This window comes from Amycolatopsis sp. NPDC003676 (genome assembly GCF_053587275.1).
Window position 1 is genome coordinate 43,403 of record NZ_JBSFNS010000019.1, and the last position, 20,606, is coordinate 64,008.

At 67.5% G+C, this 20,606-nt stretch carries 18 protein-coding genes; 5 read left to right on the forward strand and 13 right to left on the reverse strand.

The window, feature by feature from the left end:
- The first annotated feature begins 16 nt into the window (after positions 1 to 16).
- From ACWDNU_RS14935 to ACWDNU_RS14945, 3 genes are all read left to right on the forward strand, one after another.
- Positions 17 to 736 (forward strand): ABC transporter permease, encoded by a 720-nt coding sequence (locus tag ACWDNU_RS14935; RefSeq protein WP_449669215.1) that lies wholly within the window; start codon positions 17 to 19, stop codon positions 734 to 736.
- A gap of 277 nt (positions 737 to 1,013) precedes the next feature.
- Positions 1,014 to 2,450, forward strand: coding sequence for an alpha/beta hydrolase (locus tag ACWDNU_RS14940; protein ID WP_449669259.1), 1,437 nt, complete (start codon positions 1,014 to 1,016; stop codon positions 2,448 to 2,450).
- A 112-nt stretch (positions 2,451 to 2,562) separates the two neighbouring features.
- The gene (locus ACWDNU_RS14945) at positions 2,563 to 4,080 is read left to right on the forward strand and encodes an alpha/beta hydrolase (protein WP_449669216.1); all 1,518 of its coding nucleotides are present in this window, start codon (positions 2,563 to 2,565) and stop codon (positions 4,078 to 4,080) included.
- Between the two features lie 41 nt (positions 4,081 to 4,121).
- On the opposite strand, the gene ACWDNU_RS14950 is transcribed toward ACWDNU_RS14945, so the two are convergent.
- From ACWDNU_RS14950 to ACWDNU_RS14980, 7 genes are all read right to left on the reverse strand, one after another.
- A complete protein-coding gene (locus ACWDNU_RS14950; RefSeq protein ID WP_449669217.1) occupies positions 4,122 to 5,837 on the reverse strand; it encodes a S8 family serine peptidase in 1,716 nt (571 codons plus the stop codon).
- 83 nt (positions 5,838 to 5,920) lie between these two features.
- Positions 5,921 to 6,919 carry an ABC transporter ATP-binding protein gene (locus ACWDNU_RS14955; RefSeq protein ID WP_370934093.1) on the reverse strand — a complete coding sequence of 333 codons (999 nt, stop codon included), beginning with the start codon at positions 6,917 to 6,919 and terminating at the stop codon, positions 5,921 to 5,923.
- Positions 6,912 to 7,937: an ABC transporter ATP-binding protein gene (locus ACWDNU_RS14960; RefSeq protein ID WP_449669218.1), complete on the reverse strand. Its 1,026-nt coding sequence runs from the start codon at positions 7,935 to 7,937 to the stop codon at positions 6,912 to 6,914. The genes ACWDNU_RS14955 and ACWDNU_RS14960 overlap by 8 nt, the downstream gene beginning before the upstream one ends.
- Before the next feature lie 5 nt (positions 7,938 to 7,942).
- On the reverse strand, positions 7,943 to 8,899 hold the full coding sequence (locus tag ACWDNU_RS14965) for an ABC transporter permease (RefSeq protein ID WP_449669219.1): 957 nt from the start codon (positions 8,897 to 8,899) through the stop codon (positions 7,943 to 7,945).
- A complete protein-coding gene (locus ACWDNU_RS14970) occupies positions 8,892 to 9,818 on the reverse strand; it encodes an ABC transporter permease (protein WP_449669220.1) in 927 nt (308 codons plus the stop codon). Before ACWDNU_RS14970 ends, ACWDNU_RS14965 begins: the two co-directional genes overlap by 8 nt.
- Before the next feature lie 104 nt (positions 9,819 to 9,922).
- Positions 9,923 to 11,551 (reverse strand): peptide ABC transporter substrate-binding protein, encoded by a 1,629-nt coding sequence (locus tag ACWDNU_RS14975; RefSeq protein ID WP_370934089.1) that lies wholly within the window; start codon positions 11,549 to 11,551, stop codon positions 9,923 to 9,925.
- Positions 11,552 to 11,756: 205 nt separating this feature from the next.
- A complete protein-coding gene (locus ACWDNU_RS14980) occupies positions 11,757 to 12,710 on the reverse strand; it encodes a Ppx/GppA phosphatase family protein (protein ID WP_449669221.1) in 954 nt (317 codons plus the stop codon).
- 179 nt (positions 12,711 to 12,889) lie between these two features.
- On the opposite strand from ACWDNU_RS14980, the gene ACWDNU_RS14985 reads away from it, so the two are divergent.
- Together ACWDNU_RS14985 and ACWDNU_RS14990 are read left to right on the forward strand one after the other, a co-directional pair.
- A complete protein-coding gene (locus ACWDNU_RS14985) occupies positions 12,890 to 13,627 on the forward strand; it encodes an oxidoreductase (protein WP_449669222.1) in 738 nt (245 codons plus the stop codon).
- Positions 13,624 to 14,358 (forward strand): SDR family oxidoreductase, encoded by a 735-nt coding sequence (locus ACWDNU_RS14990; RefSeq protein ID WP_370934086.1) that lies wholly within the window; start codon positions 13,624 to 13,626, stop codon positions 14,356 to 14,358. Before ACWDNU_RS14985 ends, ACWDNU_RS14990 begins: the two co-directional genes overlap by 4 nt.
- Before the next feature lie 4 nt (positions 14,359 to 14,362).
- Here the strand turns inward: ACWDNU_RS14990 and ACWDNU_RS14995 are convergent, their stop codons facing one another.
- The 6 genes from ACWDNU_RS14995 to eno all read right to left on the reverse strand — a co-directional run bounded on the left by ACWDNU_RS14995 (position 14,363) and on the right by eno (position 20,555).
- Complete coding sequence (locus ACWDNU_RS14995) at positions 14,363 to 15,250, reverse strand: LysR family transcriptional regulator (RefSeq protein ID WP_449669223.1); 888 nt, start codon at positions 15,248 to 15,250, stop codon at positions 14,363 to 14,365.
- A gap of 77 nt (positions 15,251 to 15,327) precedes the next feature.
- The gene (locus ACWDNU_RS15000; protein ID WP_449669224.1) at positions 15,328 to 16,374 is read right to left on the reverse strand and encodes a lytic transglycosylase domain-containing protein; all 1,047 of its coding nucleotides are present in this window, start codon (positions 16,372 to 16,374) and stop codon (positions 15,328 to 15,330) included.
- A 464-nt stretch (positions 16,375 to 16,838) separates the two neighbouring features.
- Positions 16,839 to 17,153: a hypothetical protein gene (locus ACWDNU_RS15005; protein ID WP_449669225.1), complete on the reverse strand. Its 315-nt coding sequence runs from the start codon at positions 17,151 to 17,153 to the stop codon at positions 16,839 to 16,841.
- A 179-nt stretch (positions 17,154 to 17,332) separates the two neighbouring features.
- Entirely contained in the window at positions 17,333 to 17,854 is a 522-nt protein-coding gene (locus ACWDNU_RS15010; RefSeq protein WP_199818177.1) for a DUF501 domain-containing protein, read from the reverse strand.
- 855 nt (positions 17,855 to 18,709) lie between these two features.
- Positions 18,710 to 19,075: a septum formation initiator family protein gene (locus tag ACWDNU_RS15015; RefSeq protein ID WP_078870811.1), complete on the reverse strand. Its 366-nt coding sequence runs from the start codon at positions 19,073 to 19,075 to the stop codon at positions 18,710 to 18,712.
- 193 nt (positions 19,076 to 19,268) lie between these two features.
- Positions 19,269 to 20,555, reverse strand: coding sequence for a phosphopyruvate hydratase (gene eno, locus ACWDNU_RS15020; RefSeq protein ID WP_370934083.1), 1,287 nt, complete (start codon positions 20,553 to 20,555; stop codon positions 19,269 to 19,271).
- Positions 20,556 to 20,606 lie beyond the last annotated feature (51 nt).

The window sequence follows — 20,606 nt, forward strand, 5'->3', positions numbered from 1 at the left end:
ACCGAAAGGCTTTGCTATGTTCTCAATCGCCCGCGGCGAACTGATCCAGCTTTTCCGAAATCGGCTAGTACTGGTCACCTCGCTGATCCTGCCCGTCGCCTTCAGCGCTTTCTTCATCTCCCGGCACGAAACCTTCGCGAAACTCGGCAGCCTCGGCTATATCGCGGCGCTGACGCTTTCCTTCATCACCGCGATCGGCCTCTACACGACCACCGTCACCACGCTCGCGGCCCGGCGGCAGAACCTGTTCCTCAAGCGATTGCGTTCCACCGCGGCGAGCGACTCCGGCATTCTCGTCGGCCTGCTCCTGCCGATCACGGTGATCACCACGATCCAGGTCGCCGTCATCCTCGCCGTGCTCGGCGCGGTCACCGGCCTGCCGAAAAACCCGCTGCTGCTGGTGGTCGCGGTCGTCGCGACCGTCGCCATGATGCTCGCCCTGGGCCTGGCCACCGCCGGTCTCACCAACTCCCCGGAGCACGCCCAGGTCACCACGCTGCCGATCACCCTCGCCGTCCTCGCGGTCGCGAGTTGGATCGGAATCACCGGAACGGAACAGCTTTCCCTCCTGAAACGCCTTCTCCCCGGCGGGGCGGCCACCGAACTCGTGCTGAATTCCTGGAATGGCGGAGCCTCGGTCACCGACTCGCTTGTGCTGCTCGGCCCGATCGCGGCGTGGCTGATTCTCAGCGTCACCCTGGCGACCCGACTATTCCGCTGGGAACCGCGCCGCTGAAACCCCTTCCGATGCCGAGGGAACTGCGGTAACGTCGACGGCGCTCTCGATCGTCGACGTGTCCGCGGCAGCGCGGCCGGAAGTCGGCCCCGACCGGCGGCCGGGCCGCGATGTCCGCGAACAGCTCTGTTTCGTGCACTTTCCCTTCAGTTTCCTGAGTTCGCGTGATCTCGGCTAAGGATGGAAAACAGTGCGAAAACAATTGCTCGTCGTACTGGCGGCCGTCGCCCTGACGACGACCGCCGTTCCGGCGTACGCGACCCCATCGAAGCCCTCGATGAACTGGGGCGCGTGCCCGGCCGACGTCGCTTCCCCGATGCTCCAGTGCGCGTCGCTCGAAGTGCCGCTCGACTACCGGGCACCGGACGGGAAGAAGATCAGCATCGAAGTCTCCCGCCTGCCCAGCACCGACGCCGCCAAACGGCGCGGGGTGCTGCTGTTCAACCCGGGCGGCCCCGGCGGTCTCGGCCTCGCCTTCCCGCTGACGTGGGCGCGGCTCGGAGTCCCGTCGAGCGTGCTCGCCGAATACGACCTGATCGGCTTCGACCCTCGCGGGGTCGACCACAGCAGCCCGGTGAGCTGCGACCTGAAGCCAGAACAGCTTTCTCTCGTCCCGAAGTACGCGCACGATCACCAAGAAGTCGTCCAGGCGTCGGAGGCCGCGAAGCAAATCGCACAGCAGTGCGCGGCTTCGGCCTCGGCGGCGATCCTGCCGTACATTACGACCGCGAACACCGCTCGGGACATGGACCAGATCCGGGCAGCGCTCGGCGAGTCCAAGATCTCCTACTTCGGCCTGTCGTACGGCACCTACCTCGGCGCGGTGTACGCCTCGCTGTTCCCCGACCAGACCGACCGCGTCGTGCTCGACAGCGTCGTCGGACCGACCGGCGTCGATGTCACCACGGCACGGCGTTTCGGTGAGGGAATGCAAGACCGCTTCCCCGACTTCGCGAAATGGGCGGCCGTACGCAATTCGATCTACGGTCTCGGCGCCACTCCCGCCGAAGTCACCGCCACTTTCTCGAAGCTCGCGGACCGGCTCGACGAGCAGCCCGCCTGGGGAGTCGACGGCTCCACCTTCCGGCTGGGCACGCACAGCCTGACCTATCAGACGCTGGCCTTCCCCGTGCTGGCACAGGCGTGGCAGGCCCTGCTCAACAACCAGGCGCCTCCGGCGGGCTCGATGCGGCTGCCGGCCACGGGTCCGGAGCAGAGCCAGCGGGCCACCATGATTTCGGTGCTGTGCGGCGACAACGCTTGGCCGCGGACGATTTCGACGTATCAGCGCAACGTCGCGGAGGACCGGGCCGCTTACCCGATGATCGGCGGCTCGACGGCGAACGTCTGGCCGTGTGCGCACTGGGCCACCCAGCCGCTCGAACCGCCAGTGCAGTTCAGCGACCAGGGTCCGTCGAACCTGTTGCTGGTGCAGAACCTGCGCGACCCGGCGACGCCGCTGTCCGGTGCGCTGGAGACCCGCGAGGCGTTCGGCGACCGGGCTCGTCTGGTCACTGTGGACCAGGGCGGACACGGCGTAGGCCTCCCGTACCTGAACAGCTGCGGTTTCGGTGCTGTCACCAGCTACCTGGTGAACGGAACCCGGCCGGACGCCGACAAGTACTGCGGCGCCGAAGCGAACGCCACGCGATCGCTGAACACGCAGCAGCAACAGGCCGCCAGCAAGGTGATGGACCAGCTGCGGCAATTCTGAAACGGACGATGGGTGGGACGATGATCGGCGGTGGGGCGGGCTTCCCGCCCCACCGTCGTTTGCCCGTTCCCTCTGGTTTCCCGAGTCCGCTCTCGAAACAGGAAGGAACACCGTGCGAAAGCAATTGCTCGTCGTACTGGCCGCCGTCGCGTTGACCGCGACGGCGGTTCCGGCGTCCGCCGCATCCGCTAGACCCGCGGTGAACTGGGGCAAGTGCCCGGCCGACGTCGCGTCTCCGCAACTGCAGTGCGCGTCGCTCGAAGTACCGCTCGACTACCGGAATCCGGACGGCAAGAAGATCACCGTCGAAATCTCCCGGCTGCCCAGCAGCCACCCGGCGAAACGACGCGGAGTCCTACTGTTCAACCCAGGCGGCCCGGGTGGCACCGGCCTCACGTTCCCGCTGGAAATGGCCCAGCTCGGACTGCCGGCGAGCCTGCTCGCCGAATACGATCTGATCGGCTTCGACCCGCGAGGAGTCGTCCACAGCAGCCCGGTGAGCTGCGACCTGAAACCGGAACAACTCCTCACCATCGTGCCGAACTACGCGCACAACCCAGCCGAAGTCACGGCGGCCGCCGTATCCGCCAAGCAGATTTCGCGGCAATGCGCCACTTCGACGTCAGCGGCTATCCTGCCGTACATCACCACCGCGAACACCGCGCGTGACATGGACCAGATCCGCACCGCACTCGGCGATGCCAAGATCTCCTATTTCGGTCTGTCCTACGGCACTTACCTCGGCGGGGTCTACGCCTCGCTGTTCCCAGACCGGACTGACCGCGTCGTGCTCGACAGCATTCTCGGGCCGGACGGCTACGACATCACCGCGTCCCGTCGTTTCGCCGAAGGAATGCAGGACCGCTTCCCGGACTTCGCCAAATGGGCCGCCGCACGCGATTCGAGCTACGGGCTCGGAGCCACTCCCGCCGAAGTCACCGCGAATTTCTTCAAGCTCGCGGACAAACTCGACCGGCATCCCACCGGAGGATTCGACGGTTCGCTCTTCCGCTCGGCGACGCACAGCCTGATCTACCAGACCTCGGCGTTCCCCCGGCTGGCGCAACTCTGGCAGGCATTCCTCACCGACCAAGCACCGCCAGACGATTCACTGCCGAGCACGACCGGCCCGATCCAGAGCCAGGTGACCACGATGCTTTCGGTCGTGTGCGGGGATCACGCGTGGCCCCGGCAGATTTCGACTTACCAGCGCAACGTCGCGCACGACCGGGTCGCGTACCCGATGCTCGGCGGCGCGACAGCGAACGTCTGGCCGTGTGCCGCCTGGCCGTATCAGCCAAGCGAACCGGCGGTGCGATTCAGCGACCAGGGACCGTCCAACCTGCTGCTGGTCCAGAACATGCGTGACCCGGCAACGCCGCTCTCCGGCGCGCAGGACACCCGCGAAGCATTCGGCAAGCGGGCGCGAATGGTCACTGTGGACCAAGGCGGACACGGCGTCGGCCTCCCGTATCTGAACAGCTGCGGCTTCAACGCCGTCGTCGACTATCTCGTGCACGGCGTCCGTCCGGCGACCGACAAATTCTGCGGCGCGGAAGCAATTCGATCGCTTACCCCGCAACAACAACAGGCAGCCGACAAGATCATGGAACGGCTGCGGCAGTACTGAAACAGGCGGTGGGGCGGAACACCCGCCCCACCGCCGCTCGTTCAGCGCAGGAACGCCGAACCCCGCGTCACCGCGGCATAAGCGTCCACCGAACCATGTCCGTAGAACCCGTTGAACGACGCGTCACCCAAGCAGGTCGCCGTGAACGAAGCGTCCCGGCCCTCCTTGAGATAGTCGACAGTCCTCGGCACCGGGCACGCGATCGGTGCCGCCGTGCCTTCCAGTACTCGCTGCACCGCGTCCGGATCCATCGAGACCGAATGCCCGGTCTTCTTGCCGTACTGGGAAATGATCAGCGCCACGACACCAGTCGCATGTGGAGTGGCCATCGAAGTCCCTTGCAGCCATTGGTAATAGCCGACGCGGCCGTCCGCCGCCGTAGCCTTCTGCACGCCGAGCGCGACCCCGGCCGGGGTCACATTGCCTGCCGCGTCGATGTTTCCGGCCGCCACCCCCACATTGCGCGGGTACGTAGAAAGGATTTCGTTCTCGACCGTCCGATACCAAGGCGTGCCGTATCCGTCGCGGAAGTAGCCGCCAGGCGCGGAAACGGAAATCTGCTCAGTGCCGTAGTTCGAGTAGTCCGCCTTCGCCTGCGTCGGACCGAATGAGCCGACACCGATGGTGTGCGGGCCTTCGACCGGCAGCGAGAAGCACGAAGCATTGTCGATCTTGCGCGGATGCGTCCCGTTCGCCGGGTAGTCCGGGCTCGTGACGTCATCGTGCGGCGCGGCAAGCTCGTCGTGCTGGTTGCCGAGCGCGACCACCATCGTCACGCCCTTGCGGTGCGCGTAGTTCAACGCCCGCGTGGTCGCTTCGATGATCGTGCGCTGTTCCGCTTGTTCCGCAGCGGAATCCGCCGGGTTCGAGCGGCAGTTGTACAGCCACGGGTCGACGTAGAAGCTCATGTTGACGACGTCGATGCCCGCGTCGCCGGAATAGGTCAGTGCGTCGACCGTCGGCTGCAGGAAGAAATACCCGGAATCCTGACCTGCTCGGACGTTCACCAGCGTCACGTTCGGCGCCACGCCGGACACGCCGAATCCGTTGGCAGCCGCGGCGATCGTGCCCGCGACGTGCGTGCCGTGGCCGTTGTCGTCGTGGTCCACCGGGTCGACGCAGCCGCGGAACTCGCACGGTCCGTCGACTACGGTGCCGTTGACGTCCGCGACGATGTCCTTGGTGAAGTTGCGCGAATCGGTCTTGTCGAAGTTCGGCGCGATGTCCGGATGACTGCCGTCGACGCCAGTGTCGATGATGCCGACCTTCACCCGTTTGTCGCCCGCCTGCTTAGTGCGCGCGAGGTCGGAGCGGGTCGATTTGAGGCCCCAGAGCTGGTCGTCCAGCGGATCGGTGCCGACCGCCTTGTTCGCCGCGGCTTTGCGCGACACACTGCCGCGGCCTTCCTTCTCGACCGCGTCCGGCTTCTCCTTCTTGCCCGCCTTCGGCGCGCTGCCAATCGCTTTTGCCTTCGCCGCACCGAATACCGCACGGTTGGCCGAAACCCGCTCAGTGAAGCCAGTAGCGGGCGCGGTGGCGGTGATGAGCCCGACGGCGGTGTTGGTGGCAACGATCGTGCCGCCGGCGTCGCGCACGGCCTGCTGCGCGGCGGCGACACTCTGGCCGTCCCGCGCCAGGACGCTGAATTCCGTCAACGGTCCGGCCGGTTGGGCCGTCGCCGCCGGAAGGGCGACGACGGACACCGCACCGAACAATGGCACCGCGAGTGCCACAGCGAGCAATCTGGGTCTTTTCACGAGTCCTCCTCACGAAAACCGACAATGCAACGTACATAGCGGACACTGCGTGCGGCAATCGGCAAACCGGAGGAATCGCCTGGTTACGGAACCACCGACTTCACCTCGGCGAAGTGACAAGCCGACAGATGCCCGTCCGTCCGGGGTTCCAGCTTCGGAACCTCGGTCGCGCAAATGTCCGCGGCCTTCCAGCACCGCGTGCGAAAACGACAGCCGGACGGCGGATCGATCGGGCTCGGCACATCGCCTTCCAGCCGGATCACCTGCCGCTGCCCGCGCACCGCCGGGTCCGCGACCGGCACCGCCGACAGCAGCGCCTGGGTGTACGGATGGGACGGTCGCTCGTAAATCTCGTCCTCGGTGCCGATTTCGACGATCTTGCCCAGGTACATCACCGCGACCCGGGTGGACAGATGCCGCACCACCGAAAGGTCGTGCGCGATGAACACATAGGACAGTCCGAACTCGCCCTGCAGTTCCCCGAGCAGGTTCATCACCTGCGCCTGGATCGAAACGTCCAAAGCGGACACCGGCTCGTCGCAGATGATCACCTTGGGCCGCAACGCCAGCGCCCGCGCGATGCCGATGCGCTGCCGCTGCCCGCCGGAGAACTGGTGCGGATACCGGTTCACGTGCTCGGGATTGAGCCCGACCACCTCCAGCAGCTCCTGCACCTTCTTCGCCCGCGAACCCTTCGGCGCGACGTCGGTGTGGATCTCGAACGGCTCGCCGACGATGTCGCCGACGGTCATCCGCGGATTCAGCGACGTGTACGGGTCCTGCAGCACGATCTGGATCTCCCGGCGCATCCGCCGCAGTTCCGCGCCGCGCAGCTTGAACAGATCGCGGCCCTCGAACGTCGCCGCCCCGCTGGTCGGCTCCTCCAGGCGCATCAGCACCTGGGCGAGCGTCGACTTGCCGCAGCCGGATTCGCCGACCACCCCAAGGGTTTCACCGGGCTGCAGGTCGAAGGACACGCCGTCGACGGCCTTCACGTGTGCGATGGTCCGCTTGAACAGCACTCCGTCGCGCACCGGGAAGTGCTTGACCAGATCGCGGACGCTGAGAATCGGCTCACCCACGGCTCTCCACCACCTCCTCGGCGAAGTGACACGCACTGACCCGGCCGAACCCGAGCGCGTGCGAGGACGGCCGCTCGTCGCGGCACCGTTGCTCGGCCCGTTTGCACCGCGGATGGAACGGGCAGCCAGCCGGAATGTCGAGCAGGCTCGGCGGCAGGCCCTTGATCGTCTCCAAGGTCTGTCCTTTGAGGTCCAGCCTGGGAAGCGAATCCATCAGCGCGGCGGTGTAGGGATGCCCCGGCGAGCTGAACAATTCCCGCACGTCGGCCTGTTCCACGATCCGCCCGGCGTACATCACCGCGATCCGGTCCGCGACCTCCGCGACCACGCCGAGGTCGTGCGTGATGAGGACGAGCCCCATCCGCCGTTCTCGCTGGATGTCCGCGAGCAGGTCCATGATCTGCGCCTGCACGGTCACGTCCAGCGCGGTCGTCGGCTCGTCCGCGATGAGCAGATCCGGGTCGAGGGCAAGGGACATCGCGATCATCGCGCGCTGCCGCATCCCGCCGGAGAACTGGTGCGGATAGTCCTTCACCCGCCGTGCCGCCGCCGGGATCCGCACCAGGTCGAGCAGTTCGATCGCCCGCTTGCGCGCGTCCTTTTTGGACATTCCCAGCCGGACCCGCAGCTGTTCCTCGATCTGGAACCCGACGGTGAACACCGGGTTCAGCGCCGAGAGCGCGTCCTGGAAGATCATCGCGATCTCCGCACCACGCACCTGCCGCCGCCGGTCGTCCGACGCGGTGAGCAGATCCTCGCCGCGATAACGGATCGACCCACTGGTGATCACGCCCGGCGGAGTGTCGAGAATTCCCATGATGGTCTGCGCCGTGACGCTCTTGCCGGAACCCGATTCGCCAAGCACGGCAAGGGTTTCCCCGGCGTGCACCGAATAACCGACGCCGTTGAGCACGTTGGCCACGCCGTCGGAAGTGCGGAATTCCACGTGCAGGTCTTCGACTTCGAGCAGCAGCTCGTTCTCGGCCGCCGGACTGGGCGCATTGGACACTGTGGACATCGCGGCTACCTCGACTTCGGGTCGAGCGCGTCGCGGATACCGTCGCCGAGCATCACGAACGCGAGCACGGTGACGGTGACGAACGCACCGGGGAACAGGAGCATGTGCGGGACCGCGCGGAAATAGTCGCGGGCGTCGCTGATCATGACGCCCCACGACACCACCGGCGGCCGCACTCCGATGCCGAGGTACGCCAGCGTCGCCTCGGCTCCGATGGCCGCGCCGAGCGCGATCGTGGCGTACACGAGCACCGGCGCGATCGTGTTCGGCAGCAGGTGCCGGAACACGATCCGCGGCGTGCTGGCCCCGAGCGCGCGGGCCGCCTTCACGTAGTCCAGCTGTTTGGCCACCAGTGTCGCGGACCGCATGATGCGCATCGCCACCGGCCAGGTCAGCACCGCGATCGAGCACACCACCTGCACGATGATGGTGACCTGTCCGGGATTCGTGCCCGGCGCGTTGAACGTGGTGAGGATGACGATCGCGCCGAGCACGAACGGAAGTCCGGCGAAAACGTCGCCGAGCCGGGAAAGCAGGCTGTCGATGAGGCGGCCGTAGTAGCCCGCGACGATGCCGATCAACGATCCGAAAAGGACAGTGAGCAGCGTCGCGAAAACCCCGACCAGCAGCGAAGCCCTGGCCCCGTAAATGGTCCGCGCGTATACGTCGTAACCCTGGTTGTCGTAGCCGAACCAGGCGTCCGCGGACGGGCCTTCGTTGGCGTGCGTCAAATCGCTGTAGCCGGCGTCGCGGTGCGAGAACAGCCCCGGCGCGATCGCGATCAGCACGATCAGCAGGATGATCAGCCCGGAGATGACGAACGTCGGCTTGCGGCGCAGCTGCCGCCACGCGTCGCCCCACAGACTGCGCGGCTTCTTCGGTCCGGCGTCGGCCGAGCTGTCCACATGCGACAGCTGTGCCGCGTCGACTCCTCCGCCGCCGACGAGATTCGGGTCAGTCATAACGGATCCTCGGGTCGAGAACGGCGTAGAGCAGGTCCACGATCAGGCTCATCAGCAGATACACCAGCACCAGCAGCACGACGACGCCGACGACCGTCGCGCTTTCCCGGTTCTGGAGGCCGCGGAAAATCAGCCCGCCGAGACCGTTGATGTTGAACACGCCCTCGGTCACGATCGCACCGCCCATGAGCGAACCGAGGTCGGTGCCGAGGAACGTCAGCACCGGGATCACCGAGTTGCGCAGCAAATGGATGCCGATGACGCGGCTGTTGGGCTGTCCCTTGGCGATGGCGGTGCGGATGTAGTCGGCGTGCCGGTTCTCCGCGATCGACGTTCTCGTCAACCGTGCGACATAAGCCATCGAAAGGCTGCCGAGCGCGATGCCCGGCACGATCAGCTCGCCGAAACTCGGATCGTCGGAAACGCTGGCGTCGATGATGCCGAGGTTCACGCCGAGCACGATCTGCAGCACGATCGCGGTGACGAACACCGGCAGCGAGATCAGGAATGTGGTCGAGACCAGCACCAGGTTGTCGAGGAAACCCTTGCCGCGCAAGCCGGTCAGCACGCCGGCGGTGAGGCCGATGATGGCTTCGATGAGCACCGCGACGAGCGCGAGGCGCAGCGTGATCGGGTATGAGGTGGAGATCAGTTCGCCGACCGAGGAGCCGTTGAACGTCTCGCCCCAGTCGCCGCTGAACAGGCTCCCGAGGTATTTGAAGTACTGGACGAACAGATTGTCGTTCAGGTGGAACTTCTCGGTCATCAGGTCGATGTAGGCCTGCGGGCAGGCTTGCTGACCGCATTTGCCGGAGAACGGGTCCCCTGGCACGGCCCACACCAGTGCGTAGATCAGGAACGTGGTGCCGAAGAACACCGGGATCAACTGCAGCAGACGACGCAGGATGTAACGAATCATGCGTGGTTCCTAGGAGTGCGCGCCGGGCCCGCGAGTGCCCGCGCCGGCTTGTGGCCTGCGCGGACACTCACGAGCCGCGTGGTGGGAACGGACGAGTCAGCGCATCACTTCTTGAGGACCTCGACCGAGGAGTAGTCCGCGCGGCGGCGGAAGTCGAGAACCACGGTCTTGGTGTGCTTCGACTTGGCCGCGACGCCCTTCTCGTCCCACACCGGGATCGAGGGCAGGTCCTTCGCGATCAGGTCCTCGGCCTGCTGGTACAGCTTCACCGCAGCGTCCTTGTCCGCCGTCGAGTCGGCCTGCTTCAGCAGAGCGTCGACCTGCGGGTTGGAGTACGTCGAGTCGTTCGACGACGCCCCGGTCCGGTAGAGCGGGTTGAGGAAGTCCTCAATGGACGGATAGTCCGCGGCCCAGTCGGAACGGCCCATGCCGGTCAGCTTGTGCCCGGTCACGATGCTGCGCCACTGGCCGAAGTCGGTCGCCGGAACGAAATCGCATTCGACGCCGAGGGTGTTCTTGATGCTGTTGCACGCGGCCACCAGCGGCTCCTTGCGGCCGCCGTCGGCGTTCGAGGCGATGGTGAGCTTGCCCTTGAACCCGGACTTCGCGAAGAGTTCCTTCGCCTTCGCCGGGTCGAACTTGCAGTACTCGCCGCACACGCCCGGCCGGTAGCCCGGAATGCCCTGCGAGACATAGCCGTCGGCCGGCACGTAGGTGTCGTGCATGACCGTCTTGGTGATCTGCGCGCGGTCGATCGCCATCGAGATGGCCCGGCGCAGGTCGAGGTTGTTGTAGCCCTGCACGTAGTACGGGACCGCGATCGTGCTGATCCCCAGCAGGTGCCCGGTGACCAGGTTGTCCTTGAGGTCGGTCTTGTACTTGTCCGCGGTGAGCGCGGACGGCGGCAGCGTCTCGATGAAGTCGAGCTTGTTGCTCAGCAGGTCCTGGTACGCGGTTTCCTGGCTGGCGTAGATCTTGTCGTCGAGGTCCTTGAACTTGACCTTGTCCGGACCCTGGTAGTCGTCGAACCGGGTCAGCTTGATCTCGACGTTCGGCGTGCGGCTGACGAACTTCATCGGGCCGTTGCCGATGGGGTGCTTCGCGAACGCAGCGGGGTCCTTGAAGAAGGAGTCCGGCAGCGGCGCGAACGCGGTGTAGCCGATCTTGGTGGTGAAAACGGAGAACGGCGCTTCCAGCGTCACCTGGAACTCGTAGTCGCCCTTCACGACCAGGCCGGACATCTTGTCCGTGGTCGGCTTCGCCGCCTTGTCGGCGGGGTGGACGTCGGAGTAGCCCTGGATGTTCTCGAAGAACGTGCTGTTGATCTGGCCGTTCGCGGAGTTGGCCCCGTAGTTCCAGGCGTCGACGAAGTTCTTCGCCTTGACCTCGGTGCCGTCGTGGAACTTCCAGCCGTGCTTGATCTTGATGTCGAAGACCTTGGAATCGGTCGTGGTGATCGACTCCGCCATCAAGTTGTACGGCTCGCCGTTTTCGCCCTTGTACGCCACGAGTCCGGAGAACATCGGGTCGACGGCCTTGGAACCGCCGAGTTCGTTGGTGTTCGTGGGGATCAGCGTGTTCTGCGGTTCCGTGCCGTAGACGGTGAATGTCCCGTTCGGGTCGGCTTCGCCTGACGAGCCACTGCTGGATCCGCCGCCCCCACAGGCAGTCAGGAGCAGTGACAAGGTTGTCACGACAGCGGCCGCGCTCCAGAGCCTGGATGAACCCCGCATGTCCCCTCCGTTTCTAGCGTCCGAATAGCGAGATGGAGGCTAGCGTGATCGGCCCTTCGTAACCGGATCACCGGGTTGCACATGAATAACAACGACAACCGTCACCCAGTCAGCCCACAACGAAGTGAGGTAGATGACGTTCGGTCATTTTGGTACGGGTTCGGACGCGGGATGAGCGCGTGGTCACCGGGGCATCGCGGAGCGTTCAGGCGAGCGCCAAAGCGATCCCGTCCAGGATGTCGTGCTCGCTGACGACCAGCTGGTCCGGACCACCGCGCGCGGCGAGTTCCTCGGCGAGCACCTGCACGACGACCGCGCCGCCGCCGATCACGTCGACCCGGCCGGGGTGGATCACCGGGTTCGCGGCGCGGGTCTCGCGGTCGGCCGCGAGGAGCTCCTGCGCGACCCGGTCGATCTCGCCGTGGCTCAGTTTCGACAGGTGAATGCGCTCGGAGTCGTACTCGGGCAGCCCCAGCGAAACCGCTGACAACGTGGTCACGGTGCCTGCCACGCCGATCCAGGTGCGGGCCTTCGCGACGTCCACGACGTCGAAGGCCTCGGCGAGGATGCCGCGGGCCAGCTCGCGGGCGGCGGAGACCTCGTCGGCGGTCGGCGGGTCGCCCTTCAGCGCGCGCTCGGTGATCCGGACGCAGCCGATGTCGACGGATTTCGCGGCGATCACCTCGGCCTCGCGGCCGTTCCAGGTGCCGAGCACGAGTTCGGTGGAGCCGCCGCCGACGTCGACGACCACGAACGGCCCGTCGTCGGGGTCCTGCTCGCCGACCGCGCCGGTGAAGGACAGCCGGGCTTCCTCGTCGCCGCTGATCACCTCGGCCTCGACGCCGAGCGTCTCGCGGGTCATCGCGAAGAACTCGTCGCGGTTGCTCGCGTCGCGCGTCGCCGAGGTGGCGACCATGCGCACCTTCTCGACGCCCTTGCGCCGCGCGGCGACGGTGTAGTCCGCGAGCGCCGCGCGGGTGCGCTCGAGCGCTTCCGGCGCGAGCCGGCCCGTGGCGTCGACGCCCTGACCGAGCCGCACGATGCGCATCTCGCGGTGCAGGTCGCGCAGGTCGACCGTGCCGTCGTGGCGCGGCGTCAACTCGGCGACGAGCAGACGGATGGAGTTGGTCCCACAGTCGATCGCAGCTACCCGAGGCATGCCTCCGACTTTACTTGGTCCGCGGCGCTTCGCAGACGAGGCGGGCATAGGCGGGTCCTATGCCCCCTCACCGACATTTGGTCTTTGCCTTTTCCGCTTTTCCGGCCGTACGGTCGACGTGTTCGCCGCATTTCGTTTCGCGGCGGTTTTCTTCTTCTTTTATCGAGAGGTTTATTGGCATGCCCGATTACGGGATAGCGGGAAAGCGCGCAGTGGTCACCGGCGGTTCCCGCGGAATCGGCGCGGCGATCGTGGCGCAATTGCTGGCCGCGGGCGCGACGGTGCTCACCACCGCCCGGTCGGCCGGCCCGGTGCCGGAAGGCGCGTCCTTCGTCGAGGCCGACGTCCGCACCCAGGCCGGCGCCCAGACGGTCGCCTCCGCCGCACAGGAGGTCCTCGGCGGCGTCGACCTGCTGGTCCACAACGCGGGCGGCGCGCGTCCGCACCCCAGCGCGCTGGAGATCCCCGACGACGAATGGCAGGACGCGTTGTCGGTGAACCTCCTGGCCGCCGTCCGCTTGGACGCACTGCTGGCCCCTGGCATGCGGGAGCGGGGATCGGGCTCGATCGTGCACATCTCCACCGCCGCGATCCGTCCGCCGTTCCCGCCCTTCCTGCACTACGTCGCCGCGAAAACCGCACTGGAGGCGTACAGCCAAGGCCTGGCCGCCGAACTAGCGCCCTCCGGTGTCCGCGTCAACACCGTGTCCCCTGGCCGGACCGCCACCCCCGGCGGCGTCGCCACGCGCGAGCAGTGGGCGACCCTGATGCCCGGTTTTGCTCTCCCCGGCGTCCCGCTGGGCCGGGACGGCGACCCTGACGACATCGCCAACGCCGTGCTCTTCCTGTTGTCCGACCAAGCGAACTGGCTGACCGGAAGCGGTCTGGCCGTCGACGGAGGCGAATACCCGCGATGAATGCTTATCAGGACAAAACTGTCGTCGTCACCGGCGGCAGCACCGGAATGGGTTTCGCCACCGCGAAACTATTCGCCGACGGCGGCGCTCGCGTAATCATCACCGGCCGTTCGCAGCCCCGCCTCGACGCCGCTTTGACCCAACTCGGTGACCGCGCGACAGCCGTCCGCGGCGATGTGGCGTCGCTCTCCGATCTGGACGCGCTGGCGGCCCAGGTCCCCGGCCCGGTCGACGCCCTGTTCGTCAACGCCGGGATCGCTCGGACGGCACCGTTCGAGTCAGTCACCGAGGAGCAGTTCGACGAACAGTTCGCGGTGAACGTCAAGGGCGCGTACTTCACCGTTCAGAAGCTCGCGCCCCTGCTGCGTTCCGGGGCGGGCGTCGTCCTGACCACCTCGACCGCGAACGTCATGGGCCTTGCCGAAACCAGCGTCTACTCCGCGGGCAAAGCCGCCCTGCGATCGATGGCCCGAACCCTCGCCGCCGAACTGCTCCCGCGCGGCATCCGGGTGAACGCGCTCAGCCCTGGCCCCATCGACACCGAGATCCTGGAAGCCGGCATGTCGGCCGAGGAGGCCGCACAGTTCAAGGCCGCCCGCGCCGCGGCGAACCCGATGAAACGGCTGGGCACCCCTGTCGAAATCGCCCGTGCCGTCGCCTTCCTGGCCTTCGACGCCACCTTCACCACCGGCATCGAACTGGTCGTAGACGGAGGCGACACGCAACTCTGACGCTTCAGGCGGCCGGGGCTTCGGACCAGGCTTCCTGCCGCAGAAACTCGAGCAACGCCATCTCCGCGGGCCCAGCCCCGGGCCGCACCGCCGCGACGACGGGCTGGGCCACGACCGGAAACACCGGCCGCACGAGGTGCTCATGCCCCTCCGGCACCGCCGACGCCGGAACAAGCGTCACGCCCAGCCCGTGCGCGGCCCACCGCACCGCCGTCGACGTCTGCGACACCCGTGCGACCGCCGTCGGCGCCAAACCGTTGTCGCGCAACACTTCTGTCAAGTGACCGTCGAGCGCGCTATCCGGATCGAACCGGATCCACTGCTCTTCTGCCAACTCCCGCAACGCAATCCGGTCTTTCTTGAGCAACCGATGCCCGGTTCCGAGGACAACCACGAACTCCTCGTCGCCGAGGTGATGCCCCTCGTACAGCCCTTCATCACACGCCGACCCGAGCAACGCGAGATCCAGCACCCCACGCCGCGCCAGTTGCTCCAGCTCCGCAGGATTCGGCTCCTCGAAAACGGTCACCGCCAACCGCGGAAACTTTTTTCGCAAGGCAGCCAACGCACCCGGCAACTGCCGAGTCCCCAACCCCATCTGCGCCGCGACGAGCAACTCGCCGGCCAACTCGTCCGCGCCCGCACGCGCGGTCGCCTGCGCCCGCCGCGCCGCCCTTACGGCGACTTCAGCGTCCTTGAGAAACGCCCGCCCCACGACGGTCGGCACCAGCCCGCTGGGCGTGCGGGAGAAAAGTTGCACGCCGAGTTCCCGCTCAAGCCCCCGGATCTGCTGCGAAACGGACGGCTGAGCGACGTGAAGCAGCTCAGCCGCGGCGGTCACCGACCCCGCCTCGGCGACCGCCAAGGCGTACTCGAACTGACGCAGACTCATCGGCTCCCCTGCTTTGTAATGATGTAAGCGAGGCTACCGGAGGAGATCGCGTCGCCCGGTTTCGCTGGTTTCGCGGGTTAGCCGGCAGCCGACGTCCCGCTGCTCGCCTGGCTGCTGCTCGACGAGGTGCAGGTCTCCGTCGGTGCCGTAGTCGCCGTAGTCGTGGTCGTGGTGGTGGATCCGCACGTCGAACTGGTCGGCGTTTCACTCGGACTGCCCGACGGAGACCCGGACGAACTGCCCGGCAGCGTCGTCCCGGTAGGCGTCACCGACGGCGCCCCCGTAGAAACCGGGGGCAACGAGGTCCCCACTTGCGGCGGCCGCGGCCCATTCGCCGTCGGCGCGACACTGGACGTCGTCGGCCCGGGCACCCCAACCGGAACCGGACTGTCCGGCACCTGCGCGACGCCCTTCCGGTATGCCTCCGCCCAAAGAATGACCGTGGTGACGTACGCGTCGGAGTTGTTGTAGCGGTAGATCGCAGTCCTCAACTGGTCCGGATTGGCCAGATCAAGCCCGCCGGAGCACAGATAACGAGCCGCCGCGAGCGAGGCATCGAAGAGATTGCCGGGGTCGGCCTTGCCGTCACCGTTGCCGTCCGCCGCGTAGATCCGCCAGGTCGCCGGAATGAACTGAAACGGCCCAACCGCACGATCCCAAACCGGGTCGTGGTCGAGCACGCCGTGATCAGTGTCCGGAATCGCCGCGTACGGCCCAGTCCCGTTGAGCTGCGGCCCGAGGATCGGTTGAAGCGTCGTCCCAGCAGCGTCAACGTACCCGCCCCGCGCGTGATCCGACTCGATCCGCCCGATGCTCGCGACGAGCGCCCAGTCGATATGGCACCCCGGCTGCTCTTTCCCGAGGACTTCGGCCGCATGCCGATACGCGGCCAGCGCGGTCGCCGGAATCCCGAGCGGCCCGTCCGGAAGGTCATACGCAGGCAGCGGAACCGGCACCGGCGCGTCAGGCAACCGCCCGTCGACCGAGACGCCGCGAATCCCCGGGTCATATCCCTGATCAGGCATAACGTCCGCCGTATGCACCACCGGCATCCGCCCGGCCCACCCGACGACGACCCCAGCACCGACGACCGCCGGAAGCACCCCGAGAACCCCCGCGAGCACGGCGACCACCGTCCGATGCCGCGAAGCCGCCCTCCGAGCCCGATAACGCCCCCGCCGCACCCGAACCCGCACCCACCGAGACCGATCCAGCGGCGGCCCGACCAACACGGCAGTTCTCTTCTTGGTTTCAGCCGAACCAGAGGCGGTTTCGCCGTCTTCGGCCGCTACGTCAGCCGCCGCCTCATCGACGTGGTCTCTATTGACTGTCGCGCTGACGGTTTCGCCATCGGTGCCACCTTCACCGATCTCGTCGCCGCGCACTAGATCACCACCAGCGGTCCTGCCATCAGCTACCGCAGCAACCCCGCGCTCGCCGACCTCCCCGCCGGTAGCAGTCCCGTCGGCGATGGCATCGACAACCTCGCCGTCAAGACTGGCCTCGGCACCAGCCGCGATCCCGTCCACGGCCCCGTCACTGACCGCCCCGCCATCGGCGCTGAAGCCGCCAACCGCCGAGTCGCGAATTACTTCGCCGCCAGCGCTTTCGGCACCGCGAGCTGCATCACCGCCCGCAACGATCCCGTCAGCACCGCCATCGAGCACCTCGGCGAACCCGCGCTCGCCGACCTCCCCGCCGACAGCAGCGATCCCATCCGCGGCCCGGTCACCGGCCGCATCGACAACCTCACCGTCACCAACCGCCCCACGGCCCGCACTGGACTCACCGACCGCCGCGTCACCGACTGCCTCGTCGCCAGCACCCAACACACCACCGGCAACTCCCGCACCCGCACCATCCGCCGCCGCTTCGGCCCGAGCCTCCGCATCAGGAGACGCATCAGCGCGCACCGATCGCCGAAATCTCCGTGGCACCCGCACTTTCCGCCCCTCCCCGGCGCGCCCGGCGGTGCACCCAGGCTCGCCTGCTCGGTGTGCAGCTCCGGTGCGCGCCGCGAAGCATTCCCACCCAGGCGGGCACCGGCCTCTGCTGTGCCTATCCGCGCCCGAGACCGGAGCGTTACCCGGCGCAGTCGCCCGTCGGCCAGCCCTGTTCGCGGACCCAGGCGAGGGTCTCGTCGCCGAACGGGTTCACCCCCGGGCCGGCCGCGAGCGTGTGCGCGAGGTGGACGTGCAGGCATTTCACCCGCCCGGGCATCCCGCCCGCGGTCACCTGAGTCCCGAGCGACTCGATGGCGTCCCGCTCGGCGAGGTACGTCTCGTGCGTGCGCTGGTAAGTCGCCGCGAGTTCGGGATCGGTGGTGAGCCGTTCCGTCATCTCCTTCATCACGCCGGACGCTTCCAGCGTGCCCACCATCGACGTCAGCCGCGGGCAGGTCAAGTAATACAACGTCGGGAACGGCGTCCCGTTCTCCAACCGCGGACTGGTCTGGACCACCGAAGGATGCCCGCTAGGACACCGCGCGGCCACCGCCCGCAACGCCCGCGGCGGCCGTCCGAGCTGCTGCGCGATGACCTCCCGGTCGGCATCGGTGACGGGCTCGAATCGGGGTGTCTCCGTGCTGCTGTTCACGCTCTCCAGGCTAATGCCGCCGCCCGCCCGACCCCTCGCGACCTCCGCCGAAACGGCCGAGTTGTCCACAACCCGCACACCGTGTGGACAACTCGCCGCAGCCGCCTCCGGGGCCCTTGCGCTGTGGTTAACGTGGATGGCAGCCGAAGCTTCGCCGCGAAATCAAGGCACCGAAATGAAAGAAAACCCAAGGACCGCATCACGAAGACTCGGCCGCCCAGCCGAGAACCACCGAAACTCACGACCTCGAGGAGCCGCCTCAAGCCCAACCAAGAATCACCGGCACGAGCCGCCGCAACCGCACCCGGTCGGCAACCCCGCCGGACAAGACACTCGCTCAGCCAGCAACCTCGCCCAGCAGCGCCCTACCCCGACCAGGAACCCCACGCAGCCGACGACCCCGCCCAGCCGCCAGCCTTACCGAACGGAGGACCCGACTGGCTAGGAACCTCACGCAGCCGACGATCCTGCTCGGCCAATGATCCGCCCCAGCCACCAGCACCACCGAGCCGAGATCCCGGCTGGACGCAACCGACCAGTCCCGCTAGGCCAATGGACCGGCCCAGCCATCAGCCTGCCCGGCTGAAATTCCGCCTGACCAGCAAGCCCACACGACCAGGAACCTCACGCAACCCGACCATCGCACTCGGCCAACGACTCCAGCCAGCAGCCCCAGCGAAGATCCCGACCGACCACCAAGCTCGCCCAACCAGGAACCTCGCGCGGCCGACGATGCTGCTCGGCCATGATCCGCCCCAGCCGTCAGCCTCACTCGGCCGAACTCCTGCCCGACCACCAAGGCCCGCCCAGCCAGGAACCTCGCCCGCCCAACAACCCAGCGAACAACCCACTACCCGGGAAACCTCAACCCCCGGAAACCTGCGCCCAAAGGTTCTCGTACCAAGGCGCCTGCGGAGCAGGTTGCTGCCCAGGCTGAGCAGCCGTCGGCGAACCAGGCTGATCCTCAGGCAACTGGACCATCCACGGGGTCTCGCCAGGCTTCACGTACCGGAGCCGACGACGGGCTTCCGCCTCGATCTGGGCCGGATCGCTCAGCTGGGCCTTGCGGTCGCGCAGCTGGGCGACCTCGTGCTGGAGCTGGGCCAGCTGCGCTTCCTGGTCGCGGACCTCGGAACGCTGGGAAAGGTAGGTGCGCAACGGGACTGCGACGGTGAAGGCCAGCGCGCACACCACGATCGCCACCACGGCGGCGCGCCGGGTGGTCGACATGCCGAGCACTTTGGCCGCACCGGAGGCGCGCTTCGCCGCGAGGCCGCGGCGTAGCCGGGCCCTGGTCGTCTCCGTCGTGCCCGCGCCGGTGCGGCGCCGGGCCGATGCGGGACGGCGGGCCCTGCTGGACCCGCTTCCCGCGGCCCGGCCGCCGCGACGGCCGCGCGCCCTCCCCCGGTCGGCCATGTGCCCCTCAGGCCTCCGCGCTGAACCGCGGGAAGGCGAGGTCGCCGGCGTAGCGCGCGGCGTCCGCGAGGGTTTCCTCGATGCGCAGGAGCTGGTTGTACTTCGCGATCCGCTCGCCGCGCGCCGGGGCTCCGGTCTTGATCTGGCCGACGCCGGTGGCGACCGCGAGGTCGGCGATGAAGGTGTCCTCGGTCTCGCCGGACCGGTGGCTCATCATCGACTTGTAGCCGTACGACGTGGCCAGCGACACCGCGTCCAGCGTCTCGGACAGGGTGCCGATCTGGTTGACCTTCACCAGCAGCGCGTTCGCCGCGCGGCGGGTGATGCCCTCCTCGAGCCGGTCCGGGTTGGTGACGAACAGGTCGTCGCCGACGAGCTGGACCTTGTCGCCGATCTCGGAGGTCAGCTGGACCCAGCCGTCCCAGTCGTCCTCGCTCAGCGGGTCCTCGATGGAGACCAGCGGGTAGTCGCGCAGCAGTTCGCCGTAGTACGCGGACATCTGCTCCGCGCTGCGCTTCGAGCCCTCGAAGGTGTACGCGCCATCGGAGTAGAACTCGGTCGCGGCGACGTCCAGCGCGAGCGCGACGTCGCGGCCCGGCGCGTAGCCGGCCTTCTCGATCGCGGCGAGGATCAGGTCGAGCGCCTCGCGGTTGTTGGCGAGGCTCGGCGCGAAACCGCCCTCGTCGCCGAGGCCGGTGGACAGGCCGCGACCCTTCAGCACGGACTTCAGCGCGTGGTACACCTCGGTGCCCCAGCGCAGCGCCTCGCGGAACGACTCCGCGCCGATCGGCGCGATCATGAATTCCTGGATGTCGACGTCGGTGTCGGCGTGCGCGCCGCCGTTGAGGATGTTCAGCATCGGCACCGGCAGCACGTGCGCGTTCGGCCCGCCCAGGTAGCGGAACAGCTCCAGCTCGGCCGATTCCGCGGCGGCCTTCGCGACGGCGAGCGAGACACCGAGAATGGCGTTCGCGCCCAGCCGCGACTTCGCCGGCGTGCCGTCGAGGTCCACCAGCTTCTGGTCGACGATCCGCTGGTCGACCGCTTCGACGCCGACCAGGTCCGGCCCGATCTCGTCGAGCACCGCGGCGACCGCGCGCTCCACGCCCTTGCCGTTGTAGCGGCCGGTGTCCCCGTCGCGCAGCTCGACCGCTTCGTGCTCGCCGGTCGACGCGCCGGACGGGACCGCGGCCCTGGCCAGGGTGCCGTCGTCGAGCGCCACCTCCACCTCGACGGTCGGGTTCCCGCGCGAATCGAGAATCTCGCGCGCGCCTACCTGCTCGATGAGAGCCACGCTCTGCTCCTTGGTGGGTCGTGCCTGCGGTGACGCCGCCCAGAGTAACCG

Excerpts from the sequence above, each read along its gene's own strand:
- ACWDNU_RS14980 (WP_449669221.1), bottom strand. The coding sequence starts at position 12,710 with ATGCCTCGGGTAGCTGCGATCGACTGTGGGACCAACTCCATCCGTCTG.
- ACWDNU_RS14965 (WP_449669219.1), bottom strand. The coding sequence starts at position 8,899 with ATGACTGACCCGAATCTCGTCGGCGGCGGAGGAGTCGACGCGGCACAG.
- ACWDNU_RS14975 (WP_370934089.1), bottom strand. The coding sequence starts at position 11,551 with ATGCGGGGTTCATCCAGGCTCTGGAGCGCGGCCGCTGTCGTGACAACC.
- ACWDNU_RS14935 (WP_449669215.1), top strand. The coding sequence starts at position 17 with ATGTTCTCAATCGCCCGCGGCGAACTGATCCAGCTTTTCCGAAATCGG.
- ACWDNU_RS14990 (WP_370934086.1), top strand. The coding sequence starts at position 13,624 with ATGAATGCTTATCAGGACAAAACTGTCGTCGTCACCGGCGGCAGCACC.
- ACWDNU_RS15015 (WP_078870811.1), bottom strand. The coding sequence starts at position 19,075 with ATGTCGACCACCCGGCGCGCCGCCGTGGTGGCGATCGTGGTGTGCGCG.
- ACWDNU_RS14995 (WP_449669223.1), bottom strand. The coding sequence starts at position 15,250 with ATGAGTCTGCGTCAGTTCGAGTACGCCTTGGCGGTCGCCGAGGCGGGG.
- ACWDNU_RS14960 (WP_449669218.1), bottom strand. The coding sequence starts at position 7,937 with ATGTCCACAGTGTCCAATGCGCCCAGTCCGGCGGCCGAGAACGAGCTG.
- ACWDNU_RS14970 (WP_449669220.1), bottom strand. The coding sequence starts at position 9,818 with ATGATTCGTTACATCCTGCGTCGTCTGCTGCAGTTGATCCCGGTGTTC.
- ACWDNU_RS15005 (WP_449669225.1), bottom strand. The coding sequence starts at position 17,153 with ATGCGTCTCCTGATGCGGAGGCTCGGGCCGAAGCGGCGGCGGATGGTG.
- ACWDNU_RS14940 (WP_449669259.1), top strand. The coding sequence starts at position 1,014 with ATGAACTGGGGCGCGTGCCCGGCCGACGTCGCTTCCCCGATGCTCCAG.
- ACWDNU_RS14985 (WP_449669222.1), top strand. The coding sequence starts at position 12,890 with ATGCCCGATTACGGGATAGCGGGAAAGCGCGCAGTGGTCACCGGCGGT.